Raw genomic sequence first — 23488 nt, forward strand, 5'->3', positions numbered from 1 at the left:
GAAGAATACACTCGTCTAATTCTGGCAGGAGTAATGAAATTCATGGGAATGTTTGCGGGGACAAACCCACAGATTTTAGAATCCCCCCCAAATTTCATCATCCTTCTCATCTCGTTTGGCATTATCACGCAAATAGGCAATACGCTGATGCTTTTTGATTTCTTTGAGCTGGGAGGTCGATTTTTTATGTTGAGCATCAAACTCAAAAAGGAATTTGTCGTAAGGGCTTACGTAAGCTTTATCAATATCATTCTGGCTCATGACTAGTCCTGGATAGCATATAATAAATAACAGATGGCTAATTTTATCGGTTTTTACACTAAGTTGCCATTAATCATTAGATTTCATTCGAAATTCGCTGAATTTCAATAAAGTCTATTATAGCAATGGAAAGGAACAACCATGAGCATACAAAAAGCCGAGCTGCACTCACATTTGGAAGGAACTATTACCCCAACTCTTGCCAAAAAACTCGCCAAGCGCAATAAGCTGCCGCTTCCCCAAACGCTACTTGCGAGCGATGGAAAAGGCTACGCTTACCATGATTTTCTCGATTTTTTAAAAGCTTACGATGCTATTGCTGCACTGATTAAAACACCAAGAGACTATTATGATATTACTTTTGATTATCTGAAAACCAACGCTCTAGAAAATACTGTTTATATAGAAATGATGTATTCTCCTGATCATGCTGAGCAAGCCAGTGGCATTCCCTCATCCGAACATTTGCAGGCGATACAACAGGCCATTGATGATGCCGAAAATCAATTTAATATTATAGGCAGGATCATCATAACAGCAGTAAGGCATTTTGGAGCGGACGCTGCGATCCGCGTAGCAAAACAAGCTATTAAAGAGCAAGTTCCTTGTATTGTGGGGCTGGGTCTTGGTGGTGATGAAATTCATTTCCCCCCTAAACTATTCAAGAAAGCCTACCAAATCGCTGCCGAAGCAGGGCTTCATTGTACGGTACATGCAGGTGAATTTGCTCCAGCAAGTGGCATGCTTGAAGCAATGGAGTATTTACCAATCGAACGCATCGGTCATGGTATCCAGGCAATTCATTCCGCAGAAACCATTGCCCAATTGAAAGATCGTAATATCGCACTGGAAATTTGTCCTTCCAGCAACGTCGCTCTTGGCCTTTTTAAAGATTTGGTGAGTCATCCCTTGCCCCATCTAATAGATGCCGGTATTAAAATCAGCCTCGGTTCAGATGATCCGCCTTTTTTTCGCACTAATTTAGCTAAGGAGTATGAGCGAGTACAAGAAACCTATCATTACTCTGACAAGCAAATGAAAATGTTTACACTCAATGCCATTGATTCAGCTTTTGCAGATGAGGTAACAAAATTGAAATTAAGAAAATTATTGACCAGCGATGAACAACCTTAGTCATTTATTTCAATTGCACAAGAACGCTTGGTATCTTAAACCGTTTCTTCCATGTATTGGCGAAGTTTTTTCATGGCATTCTTTTCAAGCTGACGCACTCGCTCTGCAGAAACACCATATTTATCAGCCAAATCATGCAATGTTGCTTTGTTATCAGCTAACCACCGCTGTTGTAAAATATCCTGACTACGTTCGTCAAGGCGCTCTAAAGCAACAAATAACTGTTCTCTGCCTTGTTCCCCGCTTACTTCTTTTTCAATTAAATGGGCCGGATCACTATTCGCATCATGTAAATAATGGGCAGGGGCTTTAAAAGCGTCATCCTCATCATCACACAGAGGGGCATCATAGGAGGCATCCATCGCATTCAGACGCTGCTCCATAACGAGCACGTCCTCACGGCTGACACCAAGATCATTGGCAACAGCATCGACTTCCTCACTGTTAAACCAGCCTAGGCGGGTCTTCATTTGACGCAGGTTAAAAAACAATTTCCGTTGGGCTTTGGTAGTGGCAATTTTGACTATACGCCAATTACGTAGCACAAACTCATGTATTTCTGCTTTAATCCAGTGGACAGCAAATGAAACAAGGCGAACACCCATTTTAGGGTCAAAACGCTTAACGGCCTTCATTAAACCAACATTACCTTCCTGGATTAAATCATTAAGAGGTAAACCATAGCCTAAATAGCCACGAGCAACTCGAACTACATAACGAAGATGAGCAAGAACTAAACGACGTGCGCTTTCAAGGTCGCCTTCAGTATGAAGGCGCTCGGCACACTCATATTCTTCTTCAGCAGAAAGCATCGGTATTTGATTGACACGATGAATATAAGCATCAAGACTACCAATAGGTAAATTTAATGACGCTAATTGCAACTGCTGACTCATACTGCTCCTCCAGTTACCCACACCATAACAATTACCAAACCAATTCAGTATTAACCTTAACTATAGCACCCGTATTATACATCAACTATAGGGCTCAATAGAAGCCAGTTGTTGTTTTACTGACAATCTGGCACCTAGCCACCCTAACATCGTAGAAACGATTACCAATAAATAAGCTTGTTTAACTGACAGCCCCATAATCGGATAATGCATTTGGTAGGCAGCTGCCAGCTGCTTAACGGCAACAGCAACGCTAAGCATGAAAATATTGACAAACAGCACAGCCATGATTGCACCGGCTAAACTATACCACATGCCAGTATATAAAAATGGACGAGCAATATAGGGATCAGTTGCCCCAATTAGTTTTAGTACCTGAATTTCCTCATGGCGATTATGAATAGCCAGACGCAAGGTATTGCCAATTATCAAAACTACAGCAGAAGCCAATAGAGCCATTAATGCGTGAGCTATTTTAGTTGCAAAACCCAGGATTGCATGCAGTTTGGTTATCCATTGCATATCAAGTTTAGCTTGCTCAACTTGCGGATAGGCCTTTAAGCGGGCAAACAATTGCTCCATTTGAGCCGGGGTATTAATAGCAAGAGCTGGAATAACATCAACCATTGCAGGGAGAGGGTTTTCTGGCAGATAACGCATAATGTCATGCATGCCTTCTTGTTGCTGCAATTCAGCCAGTCCATCCTCTGAAGATTTGAGTATCACGTTACCAACGCCCTCTGTCGCACGAACACGGGCTACAAAAGCAGCCTGCTCAGCCTCTGATAGAGGAGATTTTAAGTAGAGAGAAATATGGCCCCCACGTTGCCAATTGATAGTTAATTGCTCCAAATTATCGGTAAACACCCAAAAAAGTGTCGGTAACGTCAAAGCAATCGCGATGACAATCACCGTCATCATGGTAGCCAGTGGCTTACGGCAAAGCAAATTAAGACTACTATTAGCCGCTTGCAAATGATAAGCACTTAAAGTACGCAGATTTTTTAACACATCCGGCCTCCTTTAAGCATAACAATACGATGTTTCATCCCCGCAATAAGGGCAAGATCATGCGTGGCGATAAGAATACTTACTCCAACCTGGTTAAATTGATCAAAAAGTTTCATAATTTCTGCAGAAAGGCTGGGGTCAAGGTTACCTGTAGGTTCATCAGCAAGCAGCAAAGCTGGCTTGTGTACTACAGCCCTGGCAATGCCAACTCGCTGTTGTTCACCTGCAGATAGATGAACAGGCAACATTTTTTCCTTAGTTAACAAACCAACCATATCAAGAGCTGCGTGCACTCGCTTGGCAATCATAACAGGTGCAAATCCTTGAATTTGCAAAGGTAAAGCAACATTATCAAAGACGGTTCTATCATTAAGTAAATTAGGCGATTGGAAGGTAATCCCCAAACTACTGCGATAGGCAGCAATATCCCGCTTTTTTAATTGGTTTAAACGAATACCATTCACAGCGAGTTGCCCTGAAGAAGGTATTTCCAGCATGGCAATTAACTTTAGTAAAGTACTTTTTCCTGCTCCCGAATGACCGGTCAGAAAAACCATTTCCCCTTTTTGCAGCGAAAAATTAACCTGGCTTAAGGCTTCAAACCCTCCAGGATAGCGTTTACTTACTTGGTCAAATTTGATCATCATTAAAAATTGCTCTGACAAATTGCTGGGCATCAAAAGGACGTAGATCGTCAATTCCTTCACCAATTCCCAGATAACGGAATGGTATCTCTAATTCATTAGCAATAGCAAACAGTATTCCGCCTTTTGCAGTACCATCAAGCTTAGTCATAGTAATACCAGTCAATCCAATAGCCTTATGAAATTGCCGTGCCTGGTTGAGCGCATTTTGTCCTATACTGGCATCCAAAATCAACATGGTTTCATGAGGGGCATTAGCATCCAATTTCTGTATAACACGCTTCACTTTCTTTAACTCTTCCATTAAATTGCCTTGCGTATGTAAACGACCGGCCGTATCAGCAATCAAAACATCTATCCCTCTTGCTTTTGCTGCTTGCAAAGCATCATAAATAACGGACGCACTGTCAGCCCCAGTATGCTGTGCGATTACAGGGATCTGATTGCGCTCCCCCAAAATTTGTAATTGCTCCACTGCAGCAGCTCGGAAAGTATCACCTGCTGCCAGCATGACTTTTTTGCCTTGCTGTTGAAACTGCTTAGCCATTTTACCGATAGAGGTTGTTTTACCAGCGCCGTTCACCCCAACTGTTAAAATGACAAAAGGTAATTGATCCGCTGTTTCTACCTGTAATGGTTTCTCCCTGATTAGCAAAATAGTTTCCAAACGCTTTTTAAGGGCCTCAAAAACAGCATCACCATCGGTTAGTTGCTTTCTTGCCAAATCTTCACCTAGTTGCTTTAAAATCGCTTGTGAAGTTTCGATACCCAGATCCGCACTGAGGAGCAACGTTTCCAATTCTTCCAATAAAACTGCATCGATCTCTTTTTTTCCTAATAATAAACGCCCAATACCCTCGCCAAACTGCTGGCGTGTCTTGGTCAGACCGCGTTTAAAACGAGCAAAAAAACCTTGTTTAGGAAGATCATCACTCACCGGATCAGAAACTATCTCAGTCTGCTGAGCAGGCATTTCTGGCTCTTCAATAGACGTAGATATTGATTTTGTTTCATCCTGATTTTTTTTAAACCATTTAATCATAAGGTATACAAAGCGAAGGAAATGTGGAATTCTATCACTTTTTTTGCTTTGGAGTTAATCCATGCGTACAGTATTAATGATTTTCTTGGCTGTATTAACTTGCCAATCCTATAGCCAAACACAAGAATTCACTCTTCGAAATGGCTTAAAAGTGCTGGTAAAAGAAGATCATCGCGCCCCCATTGCTGTATCTATGATATGGTATAACGTTGGTTCTGCGGATGAACCGGGAGGGATCACAGGCGTTTCTCACGCACTGGAGCACCTAATGTTTAAAGGAACCTCTAAATATCCTTTAGGTGTTTTTTCAAAAACGATTGCTGCGGTTGGTGGACAAGAAAATGCCTTTACTAATTATGACTACACCGCCTATTTTGAGAAAATTGCTGCATCCAAATTGCCTATTAGCTTCCAACTGGAAGCCGATCGGATGCAAAATCTATTATTTGATAAAGAAGAATTTAATAGAGAAATCAAAGTAATTCGTGAAGAAAGACGTCTACGTACAGATGATAACCCACAAGCACTGACTTTCGAGCGTTATTTAGCTGCAGCGCATTTGACCGCTCCTTACCATCACCCGGTCATCGGTTGGATGAGTGATCTCTACCAAATGACTGTTGACGATGTCAAAACCTGGTATCAACGTTTTTATGCGCCTAATAATGCAACACTTGTCGTCGTTGGCGATGTCAACCCAGAAGAAGTCCATCAACTAGCAATAAAATATTTTGAACCCATTGGCAAGCACGCTAGTTACAGCCGCAAAGCCCAAATAGAACCACCTAACTTGGGCCCTAAATTCGTTGAAATTAACGCACCAGCCAAATTACCCATGTTGATGTTCGGCTATACTGTGCCCAGCGTCAAGACTGCTAAGACAGTTTGGGAGCCTTATGCCCTGGAAATCATCGCCAATATCCTCGATGCAGGGGAAAGTGCACGCTTTGCCAAGAATTTAGTCCGTGGCAGCCATCTCGCCAGTGGGATTGATGCTTACTACAATCTATACTCACGCTACCAGACTCAGTTTGTTGTTTTTGGCACTCCCACTGAAGCCCACTCTATTGACGAACTCAAAGCAGGTATGCTCAAAGAAATCAATCGATTGCAGAATGAGCTGGTCAGTCCAACCGAACTAAAACGGATAAAAACACAGATTATTGCCCAAAAAACTTTTGAAAAAGACTCTATTTTTGGTCAAGCCATGGAACTTGGATTACTAGAAACAACCGGTTTGGGCTGGCAAACTGCCGATACTTATACTGATCGTATTAATAGCATTACGCCCGAACAATTGCAGCAAGTAGCTCGGCTTTATTTTCAGGAAAATGCCTTAACAGAAGCCCGATTAATTCCAGTATTAGAAGAGGAACAACAATGAAAACATTGTTTACATTAATTCTTTTAAGTATCAGCTTCGTATCTAATCTACAAGCCAGTACTTTTAAAACGCAGCAATGGCATACAAAAAATGGTGCCAAAGTCGTTTTTTATCAAGCCATGGAAGTACCTATGCTAGATATCAGCATAGCCTTTGCAGCCGGTTCAGCCTATGATGGCAAGCAATTTGGCTTAAGTGCATTAACATCCGATCTGCTTGCCCAAGGTAATGCCGGTATGGATGCAACTCAAATTGCAGAGAGAATCGCTGATACTGGTGCCCAATTTAATAATGAAATCAGTCGCGATATGGCGGTTTTGAGCCTAAAGACTTTGACGAACGAAGATGCTCTTAAACGGGCAATCGACACCTTCGAACTTATTGTAAGCAAACCCGATTTCCCTCAAGATGCTTTCGAGAGAGAAAAAAATCAGCAGTTAATGGCTATTGCGCAAACGCAAGAATCTCCTGATGATGTTGCCAATCAAGTGTTCTTTAAAACGCTTTACCAAACGCACCCTTATGCTCATCCTGTTCATGGCACAAGAGAAGGTGTCAAAGCACTAAAGCTTGGCGATGTGCACCAATTTTACCAACAATATTTTGTTAGTTCCAATGCAGTTATCGTATTGGTAGGTGCCATCGATCAGAAAAAAGCCCAGCAAATCGCTGAACAATTAACCCAAAATTTACCGAAAGGAAAACCAGCCGCAACCATCCCTAAAGCAAACCCATTAAAAAACAAGGAAAAAGTCAGCATTGATTTCCCCTCATCGCAAACGATGTTGCGCCTGGGGCAAATTGGCATTGATCATCATAATCCGGACTATTTTCCATTGACAGTAGGAAATTATATTTTAGGAGGAGGCGCGCTGGTTTCTCGATTAGCTTATGAGGTGCGAGAAAAACGTGGCCTGAGTTACAGTGTCGTCAGCCAATTCATGCCCATGCCCGGTGACGGCCCCTTTATCATTAGCCTATCAACACACAGCAAACAAGCTGCGACAGCATTGAAAGTGACCGAGGATACGCTGAACAATTTTATCACTCAAGGCCCTAATGCGCAGGAATTACAGGATGCAAAACAATATTTAACAGGCAGTTTCCCTTTATCACTAGCTAGTAATAGTAGTATTGCTAATATGCTGTTGAGGATTGCTTTTTATCATTTGCCCGATAATTATCTAGATTCTTATGTGGCACGTATTAATGCAGTAACAACAGAAGATATAAAGAAGGCTTTTCATAATCAAGTGAATCCCAATAAAATGCTTCTTGTTTCAGTAGGTAAGTTGTGAAACAAACTGTACGTATAATTGGGGGAAAATACCGGGGCAAAAAACTTCATTTCCCTGATATGAACGGTTTGAGACCCACCCCTGATAGAGTTAAAGAAACACTCTTTAACTGGTTAATGCATGATATACGAGGAGCGCGCTGCCTTGACGCATTTGCAGGTAGCGGCGCACTTGGTTTCGAAGCCTTTTCACGAGGTGCTGCAAGAGTAGTTTTTGTTGAAACTGCCAATAAAGCCTATGACAACTTGCAACAGATTGCTTCATCACTCAATGAAAATAATCTATTAGTGGTTAATATGAAAGCAAAAGATTATATTCGTCAGACAACAGAATGTTTTGATCTTGTGTTTCTTGATCCACCTTTTGCAGGAAACTATATTCCAGAATGTATGGAGTTATTAGCTCAATCTAATATATTACCAGTCGGTGGTTTGGTTTACCTTGAAGCTCCGGAAAAATTACCTCTGGATCCTAAAGTTTGGCAAGAAAGGAAGTCCAAGCAAGCAGGACAAGTCGTTTATAGCCTCTATGAAAAATGCTAGGGTCGGCTTAAATACTACTTCCGCTTGACAAGGCGTCATGCTCCTGTTTCAATCAAGGCAGTACTTAATCGATTATAAAGCCCGAAGATGATCAACAAGTTTGTCATGCTTATTCTTGTATCTACTCTATTGACTGGATGCATTCATTCATTCAAAAAACCACCTACTAATGATCCTAGTGACGATGCAACGATTAAACTGGCAGAAGCTGCTACCTCAGTAAGCGACTCCATGTTGGAGATGGCACGAGTAGAGAAGGTCATTACCCCTCCTACTAAAGATAACACCCTAACCATTCCCAATGCTTATAATTTGCAAGCTCGAGCATCTGTCGATTGGTCCGGCCCTATTGAAGAATTAACAGAGCGCATTGCGAAAGCAGCACATTTTCGCTTACGTGTTCTTGGCAAGGAACCTGCCGTTCCTGTTTTAATTAGTCTTACCAGTAAAGATGAGAGTTTAGCTGAGATCCTGCGAGATATTGATTATCAAGCTGGGAGAAAAGCAGACATCCATGTTTATCCTAACAGTCAGGTTGTTGAATTGCGCTATGCCAAAATTTATTCGTAGTATTTTTATAGTTTGTGTGGCTCTTTTGGTTGCTTGTACGCCAACCAAAAATGTGCCGCCCGGGGATACGACTTCCCTTAAGGGTTTGAAAGCCATGGTGAACACCAAGCGCTCCAAAGCCACCAAACAAACTGTGAATAAGATGCGTGAGATGGCTTTGAAAGAGACGGCTCTTAGTGTAGGAGCACAATCAGGCTTAGCTTGGCGCGCCAGAGTCATTGATGATCAACTAACCAAGCAGGCACGTCATCTGGATACGGTTTATGATTTCAATTCATTGATCCTGGAACATAATATTTTACCGCCAGTTTTGCTGGAAGGGCGGAATACGTTAAATTTGGCAGATACACAAACGATTCGTATTTCCGACAGAACTTATAAAGTTGCCAAACAAGCTCAATTTGTTACCACCCCGCCTACCTGGAGACAGTACTTGTGGATGGACTATAAGGTGCCTGAAAGACCTGATATCTCCCTTCTGCCTAAAACCAAAGTAGAGAAACAACTTTGGTGTTATTACGTAGAAAAAGGATGGCAAAATGGGATCGAACAAGCCTCTACTATTCTCGAAGAGAGTATTGCTCGCATTAAGGAAGATTATATTGGCATGATTCTTTATCGTAAATTACTCGCTATGAATATGGTTTCGCCCCCTTTTGTCTCCCACACTGACTTAGGAGTAACGGGAGATTCTTCAGAAATTCATATTGATGACAGGGTATTACGAATCACAGCCTTACCAGCATTGAATATTAATGCCAATGAGTGGCGAGCTGCGGTTACCAAAGATGAAAATGCATTAGAACAATTTAAAAATATGGAAAAATTGGCACAAAACACTAAAATTATTATTACGAATAAAGCGTGGCAACCTGTGATTGCCCCAGTTAACTTAGCTAAGTAAGACCTATGAGTAATATTAATTTAATGCCAGATGAACCAACCCGTTTTTCTCCTGTCTTTATGGATAAAATGTTGGAGCATGCAGAAAGTCTGAATGCGTCTGATATTACCATCCAAACAGGAGAACCTATTTTTGCAGAAGTATATGGACGGTTACTCAAGATTACTAATCGCCGTCTGTCCAATACCGAGCTTGGGGATTTAATTAACTCCATATACGGACCCAATGCGACTACTCAACTCTTGTCTGGTAAAGATATTGATACACACTATGAATTCCGTCCCAACCGTGGTGTTCGCTATCGTTATAGGGTGAATGCTACTTCCTGTCTGGTTGAAGGACATGACGCTATCCAAATAACTCTGAGAACTATCCCCACTACCCCACCAAAATTGGAAACAATGGGTTTACCAGAGAATATAGTTGAAGCCATTGCGCCTCAAGAAGGTATTGTTTTTATAACTGGTGCAACCGGTTCGGGTAAATCCACCCTACTTGCCTCTATCATTCGCGATCTTATCGAGAAGGAGGACTCTAATCGTAAGGTCTTAACCTATGAAGCACCTATTGAATTCGTTTATGACGAAATCGATACCATTTCGGCTGTAGTTAGTCAATCAGAAATTCCACGCCATTTACCTGATTTTGCTGATGGCGTTCGTAATGCGTTGCGACGTAAACCACGATTAATCATGGTAGGTGAGTGCCGTGATGCTGAAACAATTAGTGCTGCACTGGAGGCCGCACTGACTGGACATCCTGTTTATACAACACTGCATACCTCGGGTGTGGCTGAAACAATGCGACGTCTAGTGACGTCTTTCTCTGGCGAAGAACGCCTGGGACGAACAATCGATATTTTAGAGACTATTAGACTTTGTATTTGGCAAAAACTAGTACCGACCGTTGATGGCAAACGGGTAGCCCTCCGGGAATATCTGGTGTTTGATGAGGAAGCACGGGATATTTTATTGGAAGGGGATCCCAATGACGTGACATCCACAACACGTAAGCTTGTGCGACAACGAGGGCAATTGATGACTGTTGATGCCAAAAATAAATTTGAGCAAGGCTTAATCAGTGAACGAGTCTACAAACTTATTATTGCTGGCACGAAAGAGTATCAAAGATAATTCTGATTCCCTTTCAGGCAAACTCGAAAGACATTAAAAGCGCCATTACTATCCTTAAAAATTTTTTTACCTCCTCAAGGTATTATTAAGTACTTCCAAGAGCTTGCTATTTGCTTTGCTCTTGGCTCATTCAGGAATTGGGAGCAAAGCAGCAGAGTTAATACCATACTCAAACAGGGATGACAGACTACTATGAACGAAAGTAATTTATTGTTTCTTGATGACATTCAAATTGGGCAAACTTTTATTAGTCATACCTATACACTCAATGAAGAGCAAATTAAGTTATTTGCACATGAATTTGATCCTCAGCCGTTTCATTTGGATGAAAACGCTGCTAAAAAAACAATTTTTCAAGGATTAATAGCAAGCGGTTGGCACACGGCGGCTATTACTATGCGTCTTTTAGTTAAGGGCATAGGACATCGTTTTGCAGGGGGAGTCATTGGTTTAGGAGGAGAAATCAGTTGGCCTAATCCGACACGTCCGATGGATACACTCTATGTTAGCTCAGAGGTAATAGAGGTTAATTCTTCTCAGTCCCAACCTGGACGTGGCATCGTTAAAATTCGTAATCACACCCTTAATCAAGAAAACAAAATTGTTCAAATTTTTATTGCCAACATTTTGGTAAACAAGAAAAATCGATAATCACCTACACCAGAGCACAGAGTAGCTATACCTATCTTAATGATTGTTACTATAAAAAAAGGAACAAGCTATTGTTAACTTGTTCCCTTTCCGAATTGTTAGGTTACTTGATAATTATTCAGGAGCCGCACCCTCCGGACCAGGGGTCGCATCGCCGCCATCAGAACCACGTTTACCACCGGAAGCCTTGGCTTCTGGTGCTGGCTGACTTTGACCTTTAAGTTTAGAAAGCCCTTTCTGAGCATAACCACCCAATTGTTGATCCATCTGTTGAGAGCCTTTAGTAGTCGCAGATCCACCTTCACTTACTTGTTTTTTGGCTTCCTCACCCCATTGGGCAGCTTCCTGGCCAATACTTTCAGGTTGACCACCAATCCAACGCAGTACCTTATCTGGCAGATACGTAATCAAAGTAAATGCTTTCTGCACCACAATCAGGTACATGGTGGTATAGATCAGGACAGAGAAGAAGAAGCCATAAATACCCGCCCAACCACTATAACCGGTACCCATTGAGCTCATATTACTTGCCTGTTGATAAGCGGATTGAGCGTCACCACTGTATGAATAATTCCAGTTCACACCACCACTGCCAGAAGTCGCCCCCTGGATAAACACTAGAGCATTCGCGAAACCAGAATTAATTATCCATACAGAAACGTAGGACAATGAAATAGCAGCAATATAACCAATAATCATCATTGCTGGTCTCAAAAAGACATTCAACAATATCATGATCGCATGTTCACCTTTACCAAAGGCCTCATTGCCTTCAGGATGAGTCACACCTAATGCAACAATGGGTGCGGCAACCATGGCTTCAATGACAACCATCAGCCAAGCGATTGATCCGAAAGTAAAGATCATATAGGGCAACATGGGAATGTAGTAAGCCGTAACAAACCCAATACTCACCATGACCCCTAACCAGGCAATAATGAGAGGGAGTACCAACATGATTAAGGCTACGACAAATATACCAAACCAGGGAATCATGATGGTAGTTACTGACAAACCAACCAAGGTTATCCATAATTCATTCGCATAGTTAATATAGGCAACCCCCATATTAGCTAAAGCAATAACAGGATTTACGGTGGGCTGTTGAATGATCGCCACACCCTCCCTAAAGATATTCGCCATACCATATAAAGGTGCCGCAAGGAAAGTCATTACGACCACATTGACAACCTGCGCCATCATATTGAGGAAGAAGTTAAAAATATTCTTCAAAATCAGGTTATAGAAAATATTCCCCATCAGTTCCCCTAAACAGAAACTGAAGAACATAATTTTAACTTTTCCGCAAGGAAAGTCTTGTGAAGGCAGATTAAACTGGCCAACTTGAATATTCATATTAAAATTCATTGCGAATTGGGGCGGTGTCATACCGGGCTGGCCGGGTAAATTGACGAGTATCGAGTTAGTAATAAATCCGTTTACTGTAGAAGAACCTGGCCCAGATATAGCAACTAACCCTGACGTATTGGGATCCACAGTCGGAGGAGAGTGTATTATCTCTTTAGAGGGTAGAAAAGTAGACCCATTAATCAAACCAATAACCGCTTTTATGGGAGAGGAATCGCCATCCAGCCACTCGCACAAAGTGGCATAAGTTCCAACACACGAGCCATTGCTGAAAGGAGTTAGTGGCAGATTTTCATCAAAACTACTCTCGTTTAAACCTGAACCGGTATCAACCAAATTCGAATTGGTTGCACTTGGATTCGATGAATTGTTAGCACTCGTATTGCCCTGATTTAGTTTTACTAAATTAATGAAATAACTTCCAGCCAAAATCCACCCATATTGATTTGCCTGTTGAATAAAGGCCCGGGCAGCGTTTGCAGCACTGGCATTCTGTGCTTGCTGAACCAAATTGAGTGTTGGCAACATAATCCCATTATAATCCGCAACTGCTCCCTGGAATTCGGTACCGTTAAACAAGGGCGCGGAGGTGTTGTTAGCCAGTGTCGTATCCTGTCCCCAGCTAACGCAAGCTGGCTGGGCAGTGGGGGACGTAGGTCCAGGACAAGCTACTCCAGTCGTTAAGTAAGGCACACCAAATTGTTGGGTAGCAACATCAGGTGCAGCGGGGGTTTGGTTATTCGAACTGTCTCCTGATGCCGCAGGAGGATTAAGCAATTTATAAGGATCATTACCTATCATCACTTGAGCAACCGCTGATAAATCAATATACATTTGCTGAATCGCTATTGCTCTCGACGATTGAGCGGTTTGTAACTCACTGGCAGTAATCGATGTGATTGACTTTTGTATATTATCAGCCCCAGTATAATCCACCCAATTAATAGTGCCACAAATACCATTGAGGAATTTATAGGGGCCATCCTTAAAATTGGGCATTGGGAGAGCATAAGGCGAGGGATTATGGTTTTGGTAATCGGTGGCGTTGACTGTACCTAGAAAATCAGGTACCGCCGTGTTACAGAAAGTTTGCACATTATCTGATGGTGAGCCAGCGCAAATACCACTATTCTTTTGTTTACTGTTGAGTGAATTAGTGCGCGTGTTTTCCAATACCGTTTGAATACCCAACATACAAACCTGGCCATTAAGAATGGCGGCGGCGCCTTTAGCAATCGCATCAGAATCGCTCCCCAATGATACACCTGGAGACATTTGTGCCTGGACAATCACCCCTCCACGATTCAGATAACTTAATGCAGCAGCCCATACCTTGTCCGCCGCCCCGACTCCCTGAACGACGATCCACATAACAAAAATCTGCATCAAGCAATAACCAGAGGTTTTGGGTATTAATAAAGCAAGACCCAGTGTTGAACGAAGTGGTACCCAAATAGAAGACCATTTTTGACCAAGCATTTGCCCTTCATGGGCTGTATTCATAGTTGACACTAGAAGGGTATATGTAATAACTATACCGCCAATAGCGAGAACAGCGGAGTTGAATACCTCGAACATGGCACCCATAATCTGGCTGCCAGTACCATGCAAAACCCCATCCACTACCCCAAAAATATTCCCCAAAAATACGACAGAAATATCGCTGGGTGGCGGTGCGAAACTCAAGCCAGGACCGCCGGTGGGATTATTGCTAGACGCAAATGCCAGAAGCGGGACCAACCAACCTAGTAATGCAAAAAATACTTTATTCATCTTTTTTCACCCATCAAGCCTTGCCTGTACCACTCACTGATTGAGCAGCCCAACTTTCGCTCTTTGATTTGGAAGTACCAAAAGTGATAACGAAATGCTAAAACTAAAGCAATCATCATGATTACCAGACTGACTATTACAGCTCTATAGCTGCCGTAAAAGAGGTGATAAACAGCGTAGGCAAAAATAAATAATGCTGCGCCGCACATCAAAATACTCAACCGGTGTAGTGCCGATTGTTTGGCAATTAAATCTTTTTCACTTAAATTTAAGCGTGCCATTGCATTCTCAAACGATTCGCCTTTGGCTTTTTCCTGAGGCACAAACATACGCTTAAAGCCATTCGCCAAATACAGAGTAAATGACTTTAAACGATCGTAGTCCAGCCACCAGCGAACATTGAAAATCCGTTTAAAAATGGTTACAAATCTTGATTTCGATTGTTTTTTCATAAAATTTACTTTTCGGGCAATAGACTTTTACTCTTCATACTATACTATAGTAATTATAGTGTGTGCCGTCTATCAATCAATTACACCGTAAAAAAAGAGTAAAAAATGCCCGATCTTAGTCACGAAGCCTCTTCGCAGTATTGGAATGATTACGTAGACCCGATGATTTATCGAGTAATTACCTTCATGGAAAGCGTTGAAGACTGGACCCTCGATGGGAATCCTGTGTTAGAGGAAGTCATTTCTCGCTTGGGTAAGGAGTTAGATGATATCGAAAAAATAGACATGGGAATGCTAGGTCAGGAGGATGTCTTTATTCGCTTGGTAGGCAATATAAAATCTGGCCGCGGCCTCCGCCTTTTGCAAGCCATCGATACAGTTCATCCTGGCAGTGCGTCACGAATATTAATTCATGCAGAAGAAACAAGTACAGGTAGTCATGATCCAGCTGGATTTTTTCTTAAAAGGAATATAGTGTTTGAAAGATTACGATTATTAGCTCGCGTTTTTTCTGAGTATCGCTTAAAACTTGTAGCTCGCGCTCTTGAAGGGGAAGAATGATGAAATTGATTAGTCGTGTTTTACCGGGCCTTTTACTTGCTGCAACTACCTCTACGTATGCATCAAGCACGGACAGTGACTCATTGAGTGAGATCGCAACCTATTTACTGAATTTAGGGCAATATCTTGGTTATAACGTTAATGTCAGCCCATCGGATCCCAATAATAATCCACCTGTTACCGTTAGCCAGACTTTGTTGAATGAATCAGGCCTGCAAGCATCCTATGTGGTTTTGTACGATACTTTTTTGGCCGCCATTCCAGTCAATTCCGCTAACCAAAATCCAGTGCTCCTGCTAGCGAATAACTTCCCGGGTGCCGGAACAATCAATACTTTCGCAAATCTTATTTATGCCGCGTACTCGTCTGTTGATTCAGCCACACAACCATCCGTCTCCAGGCTTATCGACCAACAGACCTATCAAAATGATCCGGTCAGCCAGGCTGTACTGAATATTTTAGGAACCCCTGATTACAGTTATTGTTTGAAAAATGATAATGTGACAGTTATCAATCCTTGTAATTATCCTTCTACTGTTTTTAACCAAAATCAAGTCATGGCCAACGTACTGGGTGGAACACCGGGAGCTATCGGCGATAGTAGTGGTATCCCTGATCCAGAAACCTTTTTTTCCTATGACTACAATCAACCATTTATATCTCAGCTCAATGCAAATAGTCTGATGGGTCCCTTAGTGTACTCCACTACCAACAGTGATAGTGCTTCTACTTCATCGGGTGAGGGCAATACACAGAATCAAGGCTTAACCGCAACGAACCAGGTTCAACAGGCAGCCAATTTCATTCGTTATGCAACAGGTGCCGTGGCTCCGGCATCCCTTCCTAACTATAGTCAGTATAGTTCGCTGTTTTCACAAGCCCAGGTTCCTCAAAACACAACTCCCAATCTCCAACAACTGCAAGCACAGTCTGCGTTGAGCTCTTATTTGATGAATCTGCGTATCTATGCTGCACAAACATCAGTGGGTATTAGCAATCTTTACTATATTCTCGGCAAAAGAATACAGCAAACGCCCCCAACTGCCACTGGAGGTTCTAACACCGCCCCAACCAGTCAGGCGCTCACTGAATTTAACATGGCTACTTGGCGCCTTTATAATCCTGATCAAAGCGTGAATACAATGTGGACAGCTCAGATTAGCAACGCATCTGCAGCGACAGTACAAAAAGAAATTGCCACATTATTGGCTGAAATCAATTATCAATTGTACCTGAGTCGTGTACAACAAGAGCGCATCCTGCTTACTAATACCATGTTGCTGATTCAAAATGCTCGTGCCGCTCAACCTTCATCATCCCTCAGCACCTCCGGCTCATCAACATCGGCAACAGACAATTAATCCTATTCCCGGGTAGTGATAGCAATCACTACCCTCTTCTCTTTGTCAGGACTTACAAAAAGTCCGGTATCTTCGTTAAAATTAAATTTTTTCTCGACCTCGGAGTTTGGTGAGTTCATCATGCATATAGATTTTTTGGCGAAGAATAAAAAGGCTCATTATCTGTCTATGTTATTAGTGAAAAATAAATTCAATATCTGTTAAAAAAAAGAAGCCTATACTCGCAAAAAAAACATTTTATTTCTGCCCCTATTTCACTAGAAGGAAAAGTAGAGCATCATTAAAAACTTTCTTAGTATTTGTATTGTTTAGTATCATTTACTCTGTATAAAAGTATGCATTATAGCGTATAGTAGAGAAGGCTATCTTGAATTGTATTCAAGTTAAAAAACTACGGAAAAATAAATATCTGCAGTCACTACAGACTTGTTTCTAAGAAGGAAAAACGGATGTTAAAACGCGATATCTCACGCACGAATGTTTTGATTGCCGCCGCAGGGGGCATGATTGGTTCTGGCTGGTTGTTTAGCCCTTTTATCAGCGCTCAAATGGCAGGAAGCAATGCTTTAATCAGCTGGATTATTGCAACAATTTTTATGTTATTTATTGCCCTGCCTCTCTGTGAATTGGGTGCAATGTTCCCCATTTCAGGCGGAATGACCAATTACCCTAGCTTTACTCATGGAAATGACGTGGGCTTTTTATTCGCCTGGACTTCTTGGTTATCTTATGTCGTCATGACACCCATCGAAATTCAAGCGATCCTGCAATATTCAAGTCATTTTTTTCCCAGTCTGCTTGTAAAAGATGCTATGACTTTTACGCTATCCGGTGTGGGTTATTTATTTGCAACCGGCATTATGCTGTTTGTCGTGTTGCTAAATTCCTATGGCATTCGAATATTGGCAGAATGCAACAAAGTGGCCAGTATTATCAAATTTCTTGTGCCTAGTATTGCCATTGTCTCCCTTTTATATACCGCACCGTCAATGAGTAATATCAATATCCATCTGACTGATAAAAATTCCTGGATACAAATATTTACAGCGCTTTCCGCAGGCGGGGTAGCCTTTGCTTTTACCGGATTTCAGAATGGCCTAATGTTGGCTGGCGAAGTACAAAATCCACAACGCAATATTCCTATTGCTATTTTAGGCGCTGTTTTAATTGGTTTTGTGTTGTACTTTATGTTGCAACTCAGTTTCCTGGTAGCCATTCCATCTTCTTATTTAACGCATGGTTGGCAAAATTTGAGTTTCCCTGGTGATAGCGGTCCTTTAGTAGGCCTGACCTTATTAGTTGGTTTGGGTGGTGTTGCTATGTTGTTAATGTTTGATGCTGCCTTTTCACCCTTTGGCACCACGCTTGTCTATACAGCAGCTACCTCTCGCATTTTATATGGCATGGCTTTAAATAATCATTTGCCTAAAGTATTTACCAAAGTCAACCGCCATAAAATCCCTTATATTACTCTCTACGCTAATTTTTTAGTGGGTCTTTTTTCTTTTCTACCTTTTCCCGGGTGGCAGAAAATGGTTGCGTTCCTGTCATCATGCAGTATTTTATCATACGGCATAGGGCCTATCTGCTTATTAGCCATGCGTAAACTGCAACCCAATCGTGAGAGACCCTTTAAACTGTCTGCTAGCCTGTTTTTTTGCCATGCTGCTTTTTATGCATGTAATTTAATGCTTTATTGGTGTGGTTTTGACATACTTTGGAAACTTGATTTAGCCCTCTTGATTGGTTTTGCTATCAATCTCATTTATCAAAGACGCCGAATCACCGATTGTAGTCCCAGCTTCTATTGGTTTGTCTTCTACATGAGTGCCATGTTGTTCCTATCCTACCTGGGCGCTTTTGGCGGTATCCACTTACTTCAATTCCCATTTGATATGGTTGTCATTCTGCCGCTAAGCATCATAGTACTTCATTTTTCACAACGTGTACTTGTTGACTCCAAAGCCCATGAAGAATTGACCGCACATATACTGGTTGCTGAAGTAATAGAGCAACCTGCTTTAGTAAGACAATAACTCTCTGTTTACCGCTGTAACTTTGATCTTGTTTTATCAAAGTTACGGCAACGCTTCTTAACGGCTAACTTTTAGAAGAAAACGCTTTACACTGTTGTAACCAATACCTTGCAATATCAATACGTCGCGTTATCCAAATATCAGGGAATTGTTTGAGATAACTTAAAAATTGCTTTAATGCTAGACAACGACCAGGATGTCCACTAAAACGTGGATGTAAACCTATCGTCATCATAGTCGTTCTATTTTCTTGATATAAGAAATCCAACGTATTTTTTAGATAGACGAAAAAATCATCAGCCTGACTAAAACCCGGTGAGGTACCAAACCGAAAATCATTACAATCTAGCGTATAGGGAATAATTAAATGATGGTGATTAGCAGCAAAATAGGGCAAGTCATCAGCATAACTGTCTGAATCGTAGACAAAACCACCTATTTCCAATAATAAATCACGCGTATACTCACTACGCCGTCCAGTATACCAGCCCAGAGGTCGTTGTCCTGTCAATGTTTCTATGGTATTGATACACAGAAGAATATGTTCCTTTTCTTCTTTCCGGGGCACTTGTGCATAATCTATCCAGCGCCACCCATGCCCAGCAGCTTCATGAGCTGATTTTTGCAAATACTGACTTAATTCTGCATTGAGGGTTAACGCTAAACCCGTTATGAAAAACGTGAGTGGAATTTGCTCTTGCTCAAATAAATGGATGAGACGCCATAAACCTGTACGGCTACCATATTCAAATAAAGATTCCATACTCAAACTACGCACTCCTTCCGGTTTAGCTGCCAAGGGAAACTCCCCGCCATAAATCTCGGAAGAAGCATCGCCATTGACTGGTGTTAATTCCGCTCCTTCTTCATAATTAATCACAAAATTGAGGGCTACTTTGGCCTGATTTGGCCATTGAATATCAGGAGGCTTTCTTCCATATCCAAGCATGTCTCGTAACATTGTTTATCCTAACTCAAAGGAAGTAATTCCATAAATATGTTCCATAGGTAAAGAAGGTGTCTCCCTTAAATACATGCGGGCAGTTTCAAAAACCCTTTCCAGCTGGTAACGCTGGACCAAGGCTTTAGCATAGGGATTGTTTTCAGGAATATCCAGGTAGATAGGCTTACCTTGGGCATAACTTGCCAAGGCAATAAACAGTTCATCAGCTATCGCCGCATTATCAGCAAACAGAGGACCAATTTTATATCCCTGCCGACAGGTTCTTATCACACCATAACCAGCAAGTTTACTATCGTCGTTAAGATAACCCACTCCAAGACTATCGGGTTGATTAATCCAACATCGCAAAAAAGCAGCACGCTCAGCAGGGAAGTGTTGGCGATCATAATGAAGCAACCAATTAAAATCTATTTCCTTTAACAGAACCATAGCCTGATTGCTTTTAACGATCGGATGAAATCCAGAACAACTATAACGAGCATTATTATGAGCAAATTTATATCCTAACTGCGCGTATTTATCGAGCATATTAGTCACACCATCAAGACCAACATTACGTTGCCCTATAGAAGCCAGGCGCGCTTTTGTGAGTGCCAGACCATAACCTTGCCCACGATAAATTTTATCAACAATATAGAAACCACAAAAAGCAAAACGCTCATCATAGATTACCGCAGAACCTACGGCGATGATCTTGCCATCCAACTTCCCAGCAAAAAAACCATGGGGATCTGCTTGGTAAAAACACTCTGCATCATGTAATCCTGGATTCCATCCTTCATTGGCGGCCCAGTCAATGGCAATATTAACCTCGTCTTTGTCCATCCGCTCAACAAGGTAATTCTTCTTCATGGTTAATCTCCTTAACATGATTGAAGAATGAAGCCATCGAAATATTGTCTTGTGCTTCCAGCTTGGCAAACTTACTTATAACTATTAACTTCCCACTACCTATTTTAGCCCGCAACAGGTAATTACCCATTGCGAGAGCCTTTTTAACCCGAGCCAGCTGTTTATTCCTCAGAAGTATTTGAAGCGGCTTTGTCAGATTTGACTTGAGGTGAACAAGCCGCTGCTATACTATTAATTTCGTCTGCGTATTGTTTATCAGTCATATTATCAGCTTCTTTAATGAGCCCCATCAATTTAGGCTTAGCACATTCACAATAAGCTTGAGTTGCCTTTTTGCCGTTCTCACTTAATTTGGGATAAACAAGATTCCAGCGATCAAGACAATATTCAGAGATATCATCGTCTGTTGCTTCGCTTAATCCTATTTCTTCTTCCAAAGAATCCATAGTATCGTGCAATAAAGTTTGTGACATACAAATCTGAATCGCCTTGTTCACAGCCTCATCTGAATCCAAAGGTTGAGTCGCAGCACATTCGCAATATTTTTCACCAAAATCTTTATAGTCTACTTTATCTTTTGCTTCATTTACCCGGTTCATCCAAGTATTAACACAGGTTGTTTGAAAAGATTCCGCGCTTTGACTTTCACTCTCAGCAGCACAAACAATCAGCGGAGAAAAACTAACTATCACAGCAGTTGCAATTGATTTTAAACAGAAATTCATAGTGCGTCACTCCATTGAATTGATAGGATGCCTTCACATTCAGCATAGCTTAAGCATAACAACTTCGCGAGTTGATATGAAGATAAAAGCCTCTTAACGCCGCATAAAATATTCCAAATGCTCATCTACTTACAATCGAATCGATCAAATAATAATCAAACTTATCAAATAACAGTCTAAAATAAAAAGGTACCGCTTTATTTGAGTTTCGCATGATTAAGAGCAGTGATATCAAAGCCTCAGCAACTGTAGCATCTGAGTTTAAAGGCCCTATCCTGCTGCACATGGTTGATCAAAATGGTTATGGTGATGTTTCTCTTGCTATCAAAGTAGCAAAATTTCTCTTTAAAAAATATCCGCAAGCCGTGATTTGGATTAGCGGTAAAATGGAATCTTTTGAAAAAATACAGGAAATTGATCCTGAATTTCTGGATCACAACCTTAATCCCCGCTTAGGGACTGTTCTATTTGAATCCAGTGCTTTTTTTACCCTGCGCGATGAAACCGATATACCATTGGAAATTGAGACAGCGATTTTTAATAATTCGTTGCGGAAAGCTAAACACCCACAAATTTTTATTGGTGAATACGGCTCCTATTTAACTACCCCTTATGCACTAATTAATCCTGACGTCATTGATATGAGTGGTAATCTAGGTAAAGAATACCCGGGAATACTTATTGAACAAGATTTAAAAAAATTTTCGCAATTAACCCCGAATGAAAAAATGCAGGCAAGGGCAAAAATCTTAGAAGGTAACGCTCTCGATAAAGATGACCAACTATTAAAAAAGCAACTCTTGCAGGATACAGATCCCACCAAATTTGTAGCACAAAACGGCTGTGCATTTGCTTATTACAACTGGCCAGTCTCCTATAAAAGAGCAGCAATAGTTTTTGCCGCAAGCAATGATAAAGATCATGCTAATTTTTTTGTCAGTGCAAATGATAAACAAAATAAAGCCCAATCAATTTTTACTATGTTAAAAGACAAAGATTTTCAATTAGCACTAAAAAACTTAGGCTATACAAAAATTCGCTTTTATGATGAGAAAGGGGAAGAAGATAGTATTGTATTAGACAATAACAAACCGAATGAAAGAGAGTTCAGGATTTTTCAACGAAGCAGGTTCCACCATGATTTGATGCTTGATCTCATGCGTTTATCTGATGTTTGCGGAGTAGCAGGTGACCAATCATTGACGGAAGCGATTTCACTAGGAGCGATACCAATACCGGAGGAATGGCATTGCCAAGTTACTATAATCGGACAAATGGCAGAAGAATATTACAATCACACCGTGATGGCAGGTTTTCACAATTGCTTATGGCAGGTAAGGCGAGAAACAGACATCGACAGATGGCTAGAAGCAGGAAAAATTTTAAAAACCCATCGCTCAGAAGCAACGGTCGTCATTAAGAAAATTCAAGAAGAAGCCAATCTCTATAATGCCCTGGACTACCGGCTAAATGGCCTATTCGACAAGGCACAACAGGAAAAAATCGATCATTACAATCAGTTATTCATTAAGGAATTAGAAGGTTATACATCGACCTTAAAAAAAGACAAGAAAGTTGTTTTTTCCCTCGCGACTGAGGTTGCCAAATATCTTTGTCAAACCAAGCCTAGTGAACCGTTAACAATGAATAAAATATTACTGATCCTGGATACCCATATTGGCAAAAGAATTGCTCATATCGATAGCATTCAGTACCACACTATAACGGCCAATGATACGCATTTGATAAGAGCGCAGCAAAGCCATAGTTTTATAAAGCGGAATATTTCTCATCAACCATCTGGCAATAGTGCCTTGGCAACGAGGTTACAAAACCTGTATCAAGAGTCTTTTAGTTCGGAAACTGAATCGTGGTTGACAGCAGAACAAAGTAATCCTGTCACTGCAAAAATACCTCAACAATAGT

The 23488-nt window shown here is 41.3% G+C and carries 23 protein-coding genes; 12 read left to right on the forward strand and 11 right to left on the reverse strand.

Annotated elements, in window-relative coordinates:
* Nucleotides 1–75: 75 nt before the first annotated feature.
* Nucleotides 76–261 (reverse strand): CBU_0585 family protein, encoded by a 186-nt coding sequence (locus Lfee_RS13430; protein ID WP_058447510.1) that lies wholly within the window; start codon nucleotides 259–261, stop codon nucleotides 76–78.
* Nucleotides 262–402: 141 nt separating this feature from the next.
* On the opposite strand from Lfee_RS13430, the gene Lfee_RS13435 reads away from it, so the two are divergent.
* Entirely contained in the window at nucleotides 403–1395 is a 993-nt protein-coding gene (locus Lfee_RS13435; RefSeq protein ID WP_058447511.1) for an adenosine deaminase, read from the forward strand.
* A 35-nt stretch (nucleotides 1396–1430) separates the two neighbouring features.
* Here the strand turns inward: Lfee_RS13435 and rpoH are convergent, their stop codons facing one another.
* The 4 genes from rpoH to ftsY all read right to left on the reverse strand — a co-directional run bounded on the left by rpoH (nucleotide 1431) and on the right by ftsY (nucleotide 4919).
* On the reverse strand, nucleotides 1431–2291 hold the full coding sequence (gene rpoH / locus Lfee_RS13440) for an RNA polymerase sigma factor RpoH (protein WP_058447512.1): 861 nt from the start codon (nucleotides 2289–2291) through the stop codon (nucleotides 1431–1433).
* An 81-nt stretch (nucleotides 2292–2372) separates the two neighbouring features.
* Nucleotides 2373–3302, reverse strand: a complete 930-nt coding sequence (gene ftsX, locus Lfee_RS13445) for a permease-like cell division protein FtsX (RefSeq protein ID WP_058447513.1) — start codon at nucleotides 3300–3302, stop codon at nucleotides 2373–2375.
* Nucleotides 3296–3946, reverse strand: a complete 651-nt coding sequence (ftsE, locus tag Lfee_RS13450) for a cell division ATP-binding protein FtsE (RefSeq protein WP_058448027.1) — start codon at nucleotides 3944–3946, stop codon at nucleotides 3296–3298. Before ftsE ends, ftsX begins: the two co-directional genes overlap by 7 nt.
* Nucleotides 3933–4919: a signal recognition particle-docking protein FtsY gene (ftsY, locus tag Lfee_RS13455; RefSeq protein WP_370447017.1), complete on the reverse strand. Its 987-nt coding sequence runs from the start codon at nucleotides 4917–4919 to the stop codon at nucleotides 3933–3935. Before ftsY ends, ftsE begins: the two co-directional genes overlap by 14 nt.
* Nucleotides 4920–5049: 130 nt before the next feature.
* Here ftsY and Lfee_RS13460 point away from each other — a divergent pair, with 130 nt between their 5' ends.
* From Lfee_RS13460 to Lfee_RS13490, 7 genes are all read left to right on the forward strand, one after another.
* Nucleotides 5050–6372: a M16 family metallopeptidase gene (locus Lfee_RS13460; protein ID WP_058447515.1), complete on the forward strand. Its 1323-nt coding sequence runs from the start codon at nucleotides 5050–5052 to the stop codon at nucleotides 6370–6372.
* Nucleotides 6369–7670: a M16 family metallopeptidase gene (locus Lfee_RS13465; protein ID WP_058447516.1), complete on the forward strand. Its 1302-nt coding sequence runs from the start codon at nucleotides 6369–6371 to the stop codon at nucleotides 7668–7670. Before Lfee_RS13460 ends, Lfee_RS13465 begins: the two co-directional genes overlap by 4 nt.
* The gene (rsmD, locus tag Lfee_RS13470) at nucleotides 7667–8212 is read left to right on the forward strand and encodes a 16S rRNA (guanine(966)-N(2))-methyltransferase RsmD (protein ID WP_058447517.1); all 546 of its coding nucleotides are present in this window, start codon (nucleotides 7667–7669) and stop codon (nucleotides 8210–8212) included. The genes Lfee_RS13465 and rsmD overlap by 4 nt, the downstream gene beginning before the upstream one ends.
* An 87-nt stretch (nucleotides 8213–8299) precedes the next feature.
* Entirely contained in the window at nucleotides 8300–8782 is a 483-nt protein-coding gene (dotD, locus tag Lfee_RS13475) for a type IVB secretion system lipoprotein DotD (RefSeq protein ID WP_058447518.1), read from the forward strand.
* A complete protein-coding gene (locus Lfee_RS13480; RefSeq protein ID WP_058447519.1) occupies nucleotides 8763–9686 on the forward strand; it encodes a type IV secretion system DotC family protein in 924 nt (307 codons plus the stop codon). The genes dotD and Lfee_RS13480 overlap by 20 nt, the downstream gene beginning before the upstream one ends.
* 23 nt (nucleotides 9687–9709) lie before the next feature.
* Nucleotides 9710–10819 carry a Dot/Icm type IV secretion system ATPase DotB gene (gene dotB / locus Lfee_RS13485; RefSeq protein ID WP_058448028.1) on the forward strand — a complete coding sequence of 370 codons (1110 nt, stop codon included), beginning with the start codon at nucleotides 9710–9712 and terminating at the stop codon, nucleotides 10817–10819.
* Nucleotides 10820–11011: 192 nt separating this feature from the next.
* The gene (locus Lfee_RS13490; RefSeq protein WP_058447520.1) at nucleotides 11012–11470 is read left to right on the forward strand and encodes a MaoC family dehydratase; all 459 of its coding nucleotides are present in this window, start codon (nucleotides 11012–11014) and stop codon (nucleotides 11468–11470) included.
* A gap of 114 nt (nucleotides 11471–11584) precedes the next feature.
* On the opposite strand, the gene dotA is transcribed toward Lfee_RS13490, so the two are convergent.
* The gene (gene dotA, locus Lfee_RS13495; protein ID WP_058447521.1) at nucleotides 11585–14611 is read right to left on the reverse strand and encodes a type IVB secretion system protein DotA; all 3027 of its coding nucleotides are present in this window, start codon (nucleotides 14609–14611) and stop codon (nucleotides 11585–11587) included.
* Nucleotides 14608–15063: a type IVB secretion system protein IcmV gene (gene icmV / locus Lfee_RS13500; protein ID WP_058447522.1), complete on the reverse strand. Its 456-nt coding sequence runs from the start codon at nucleotides 15061–15063 to the stop codon at nucleotides 14608–14610. The genes dotA and icmV overlap by 4 nt, the downstream gene beginning before the upstream one ends.
* Nucleotides 15064–15168: 105 nt before the next feature.
* Between icmV and icmW the strand changes: the two genes are divergently transcribed.
* From icmW to Lfee_RS13515, 3 genes are all read left to right on the forward strand, one after another.
* Nucleotides 15169–15624 (forward strand): type IVB secretion system protein IcmW, encoded by a 456-nt coding sequence (gene icmW / locus Lfee_RS13505; protein WP_058447523.1) that lies wholly within the window; start codon nucleotides 15169–15171, stop codon nucleotides 15622–15624.
* The gene (gene icmX / locus Lfee_RS13510; RefSeq protein ID WP_131753146.1) at nucleotides 15621–16985 is read left to right on the forward strand and encodes a type IVB secretion system protein IcmX; all 1365 of its coding nucleotides are present in this window, start codon (nucleotides 15621–15623) and stop codon (nucleotides 16983–16985) included. Before icmW ends, icmX begins: the two co-directional genes overlap by 4 nt.
* A gap of 449 nt (nucleotides 16986–17434) precedes the next feature.
* The gene (locus Lfee_RS13515) at nucleotides 17435–19021 is read left to right on the forward strand and encodes an APC family permease (protein ID WP_058447525.1); all 1587 of its coding nucleotides are present in this window, start codon (nucleotides 17435–17437) and stop codon (nucleotides 19019–19021) included.
* Nucleotides 19022–19085: 64 nt separating this feature from the next.
* Here the strand turns inward: Lfee_RS13515 and Lfee_RS13520 are convergent, their stop codons facing one another.
* Genes Lfee_RS13520 through Lfee_RS13530 form a run of 4 tightly spaced genes read right to left on the reverse strand, consistent with a single transcriptional unit; the run spans nucleotide 19086 to nucleotide 21562 of the window.
* The gene (locus Lfee_RS13520; RefSeq protein WP_058447526.1) at nucleotides 19086–19982 is read right to left on the reverse strand and encodes a polysaccharide deacetylase family protein; all 897 of its coding nucleotides are present in this window, start codon (nucleotides 19980–19982) and stop codon (nucleotides 19086–19088) included.
* Between the two features lie 3 nt (nucleotides 19983–19985).
* A complete protein-coding gene (locus Lfee_RS13525; RefSeq protein WP_058447527.1) occupies nucleotides 19986–20837 on the reverse strand; it encodes a GNAT family N-acetyltransferase in 852 nt (283 codons plus the stop codon).
* Nucleotides 20815–20967, reverse strand: a complete 153-nt coding sequence (locus Lfee_RS17115; protein WP_156413401.1) for a hypothetical protein — start codon at nucleotides 20965–20967, stop codon at nucleotides 20815–20817. Before Lfee_RS17115 ends, Lfee_RS13525 begins: the two co-directional genes overlap by 23 nt.
* 31 nt (nucleotides 20968–20998) lie before the next feature.
* Entirely contained in the window at nucleotides 20999–21562 is a 564-nt protein-coding gene (locus tag Lfee_RS13530; protein ID WP_058447528.1) for a hypothetical protein, read from the reverse strand.
* A gap of 212 nt (nucleotides 21563–21774) precedes the next feature.
* On the opposite strand from Lfee_RS13530, the gene Lfee_RS13535 reads away from it, so the two are divergent.
* The gene (locus Lfee_RS13535) at nucleotides 21775–23487 is read left to right on the forward strand and encodes a hypothetical protein (protein WP_058447529.1); all 1713 of its coding nucleotides are present in this window, start codon (nucleotides 21775–21777) and stop codon (nucleotides 23485–23487) included.
* Nucleotide 23488 lies beyond the last annotated feature (1 nt).

The sequence above is a fragment of the Legionella feeleii genome (genome assembly GCF_001467625.1).
GTDB lineage: Bacteria > Pseudomonadota > Gammaproteobacteria > Legionellales > Legionellaceae > Tatlockia > Tatlockia feeleii.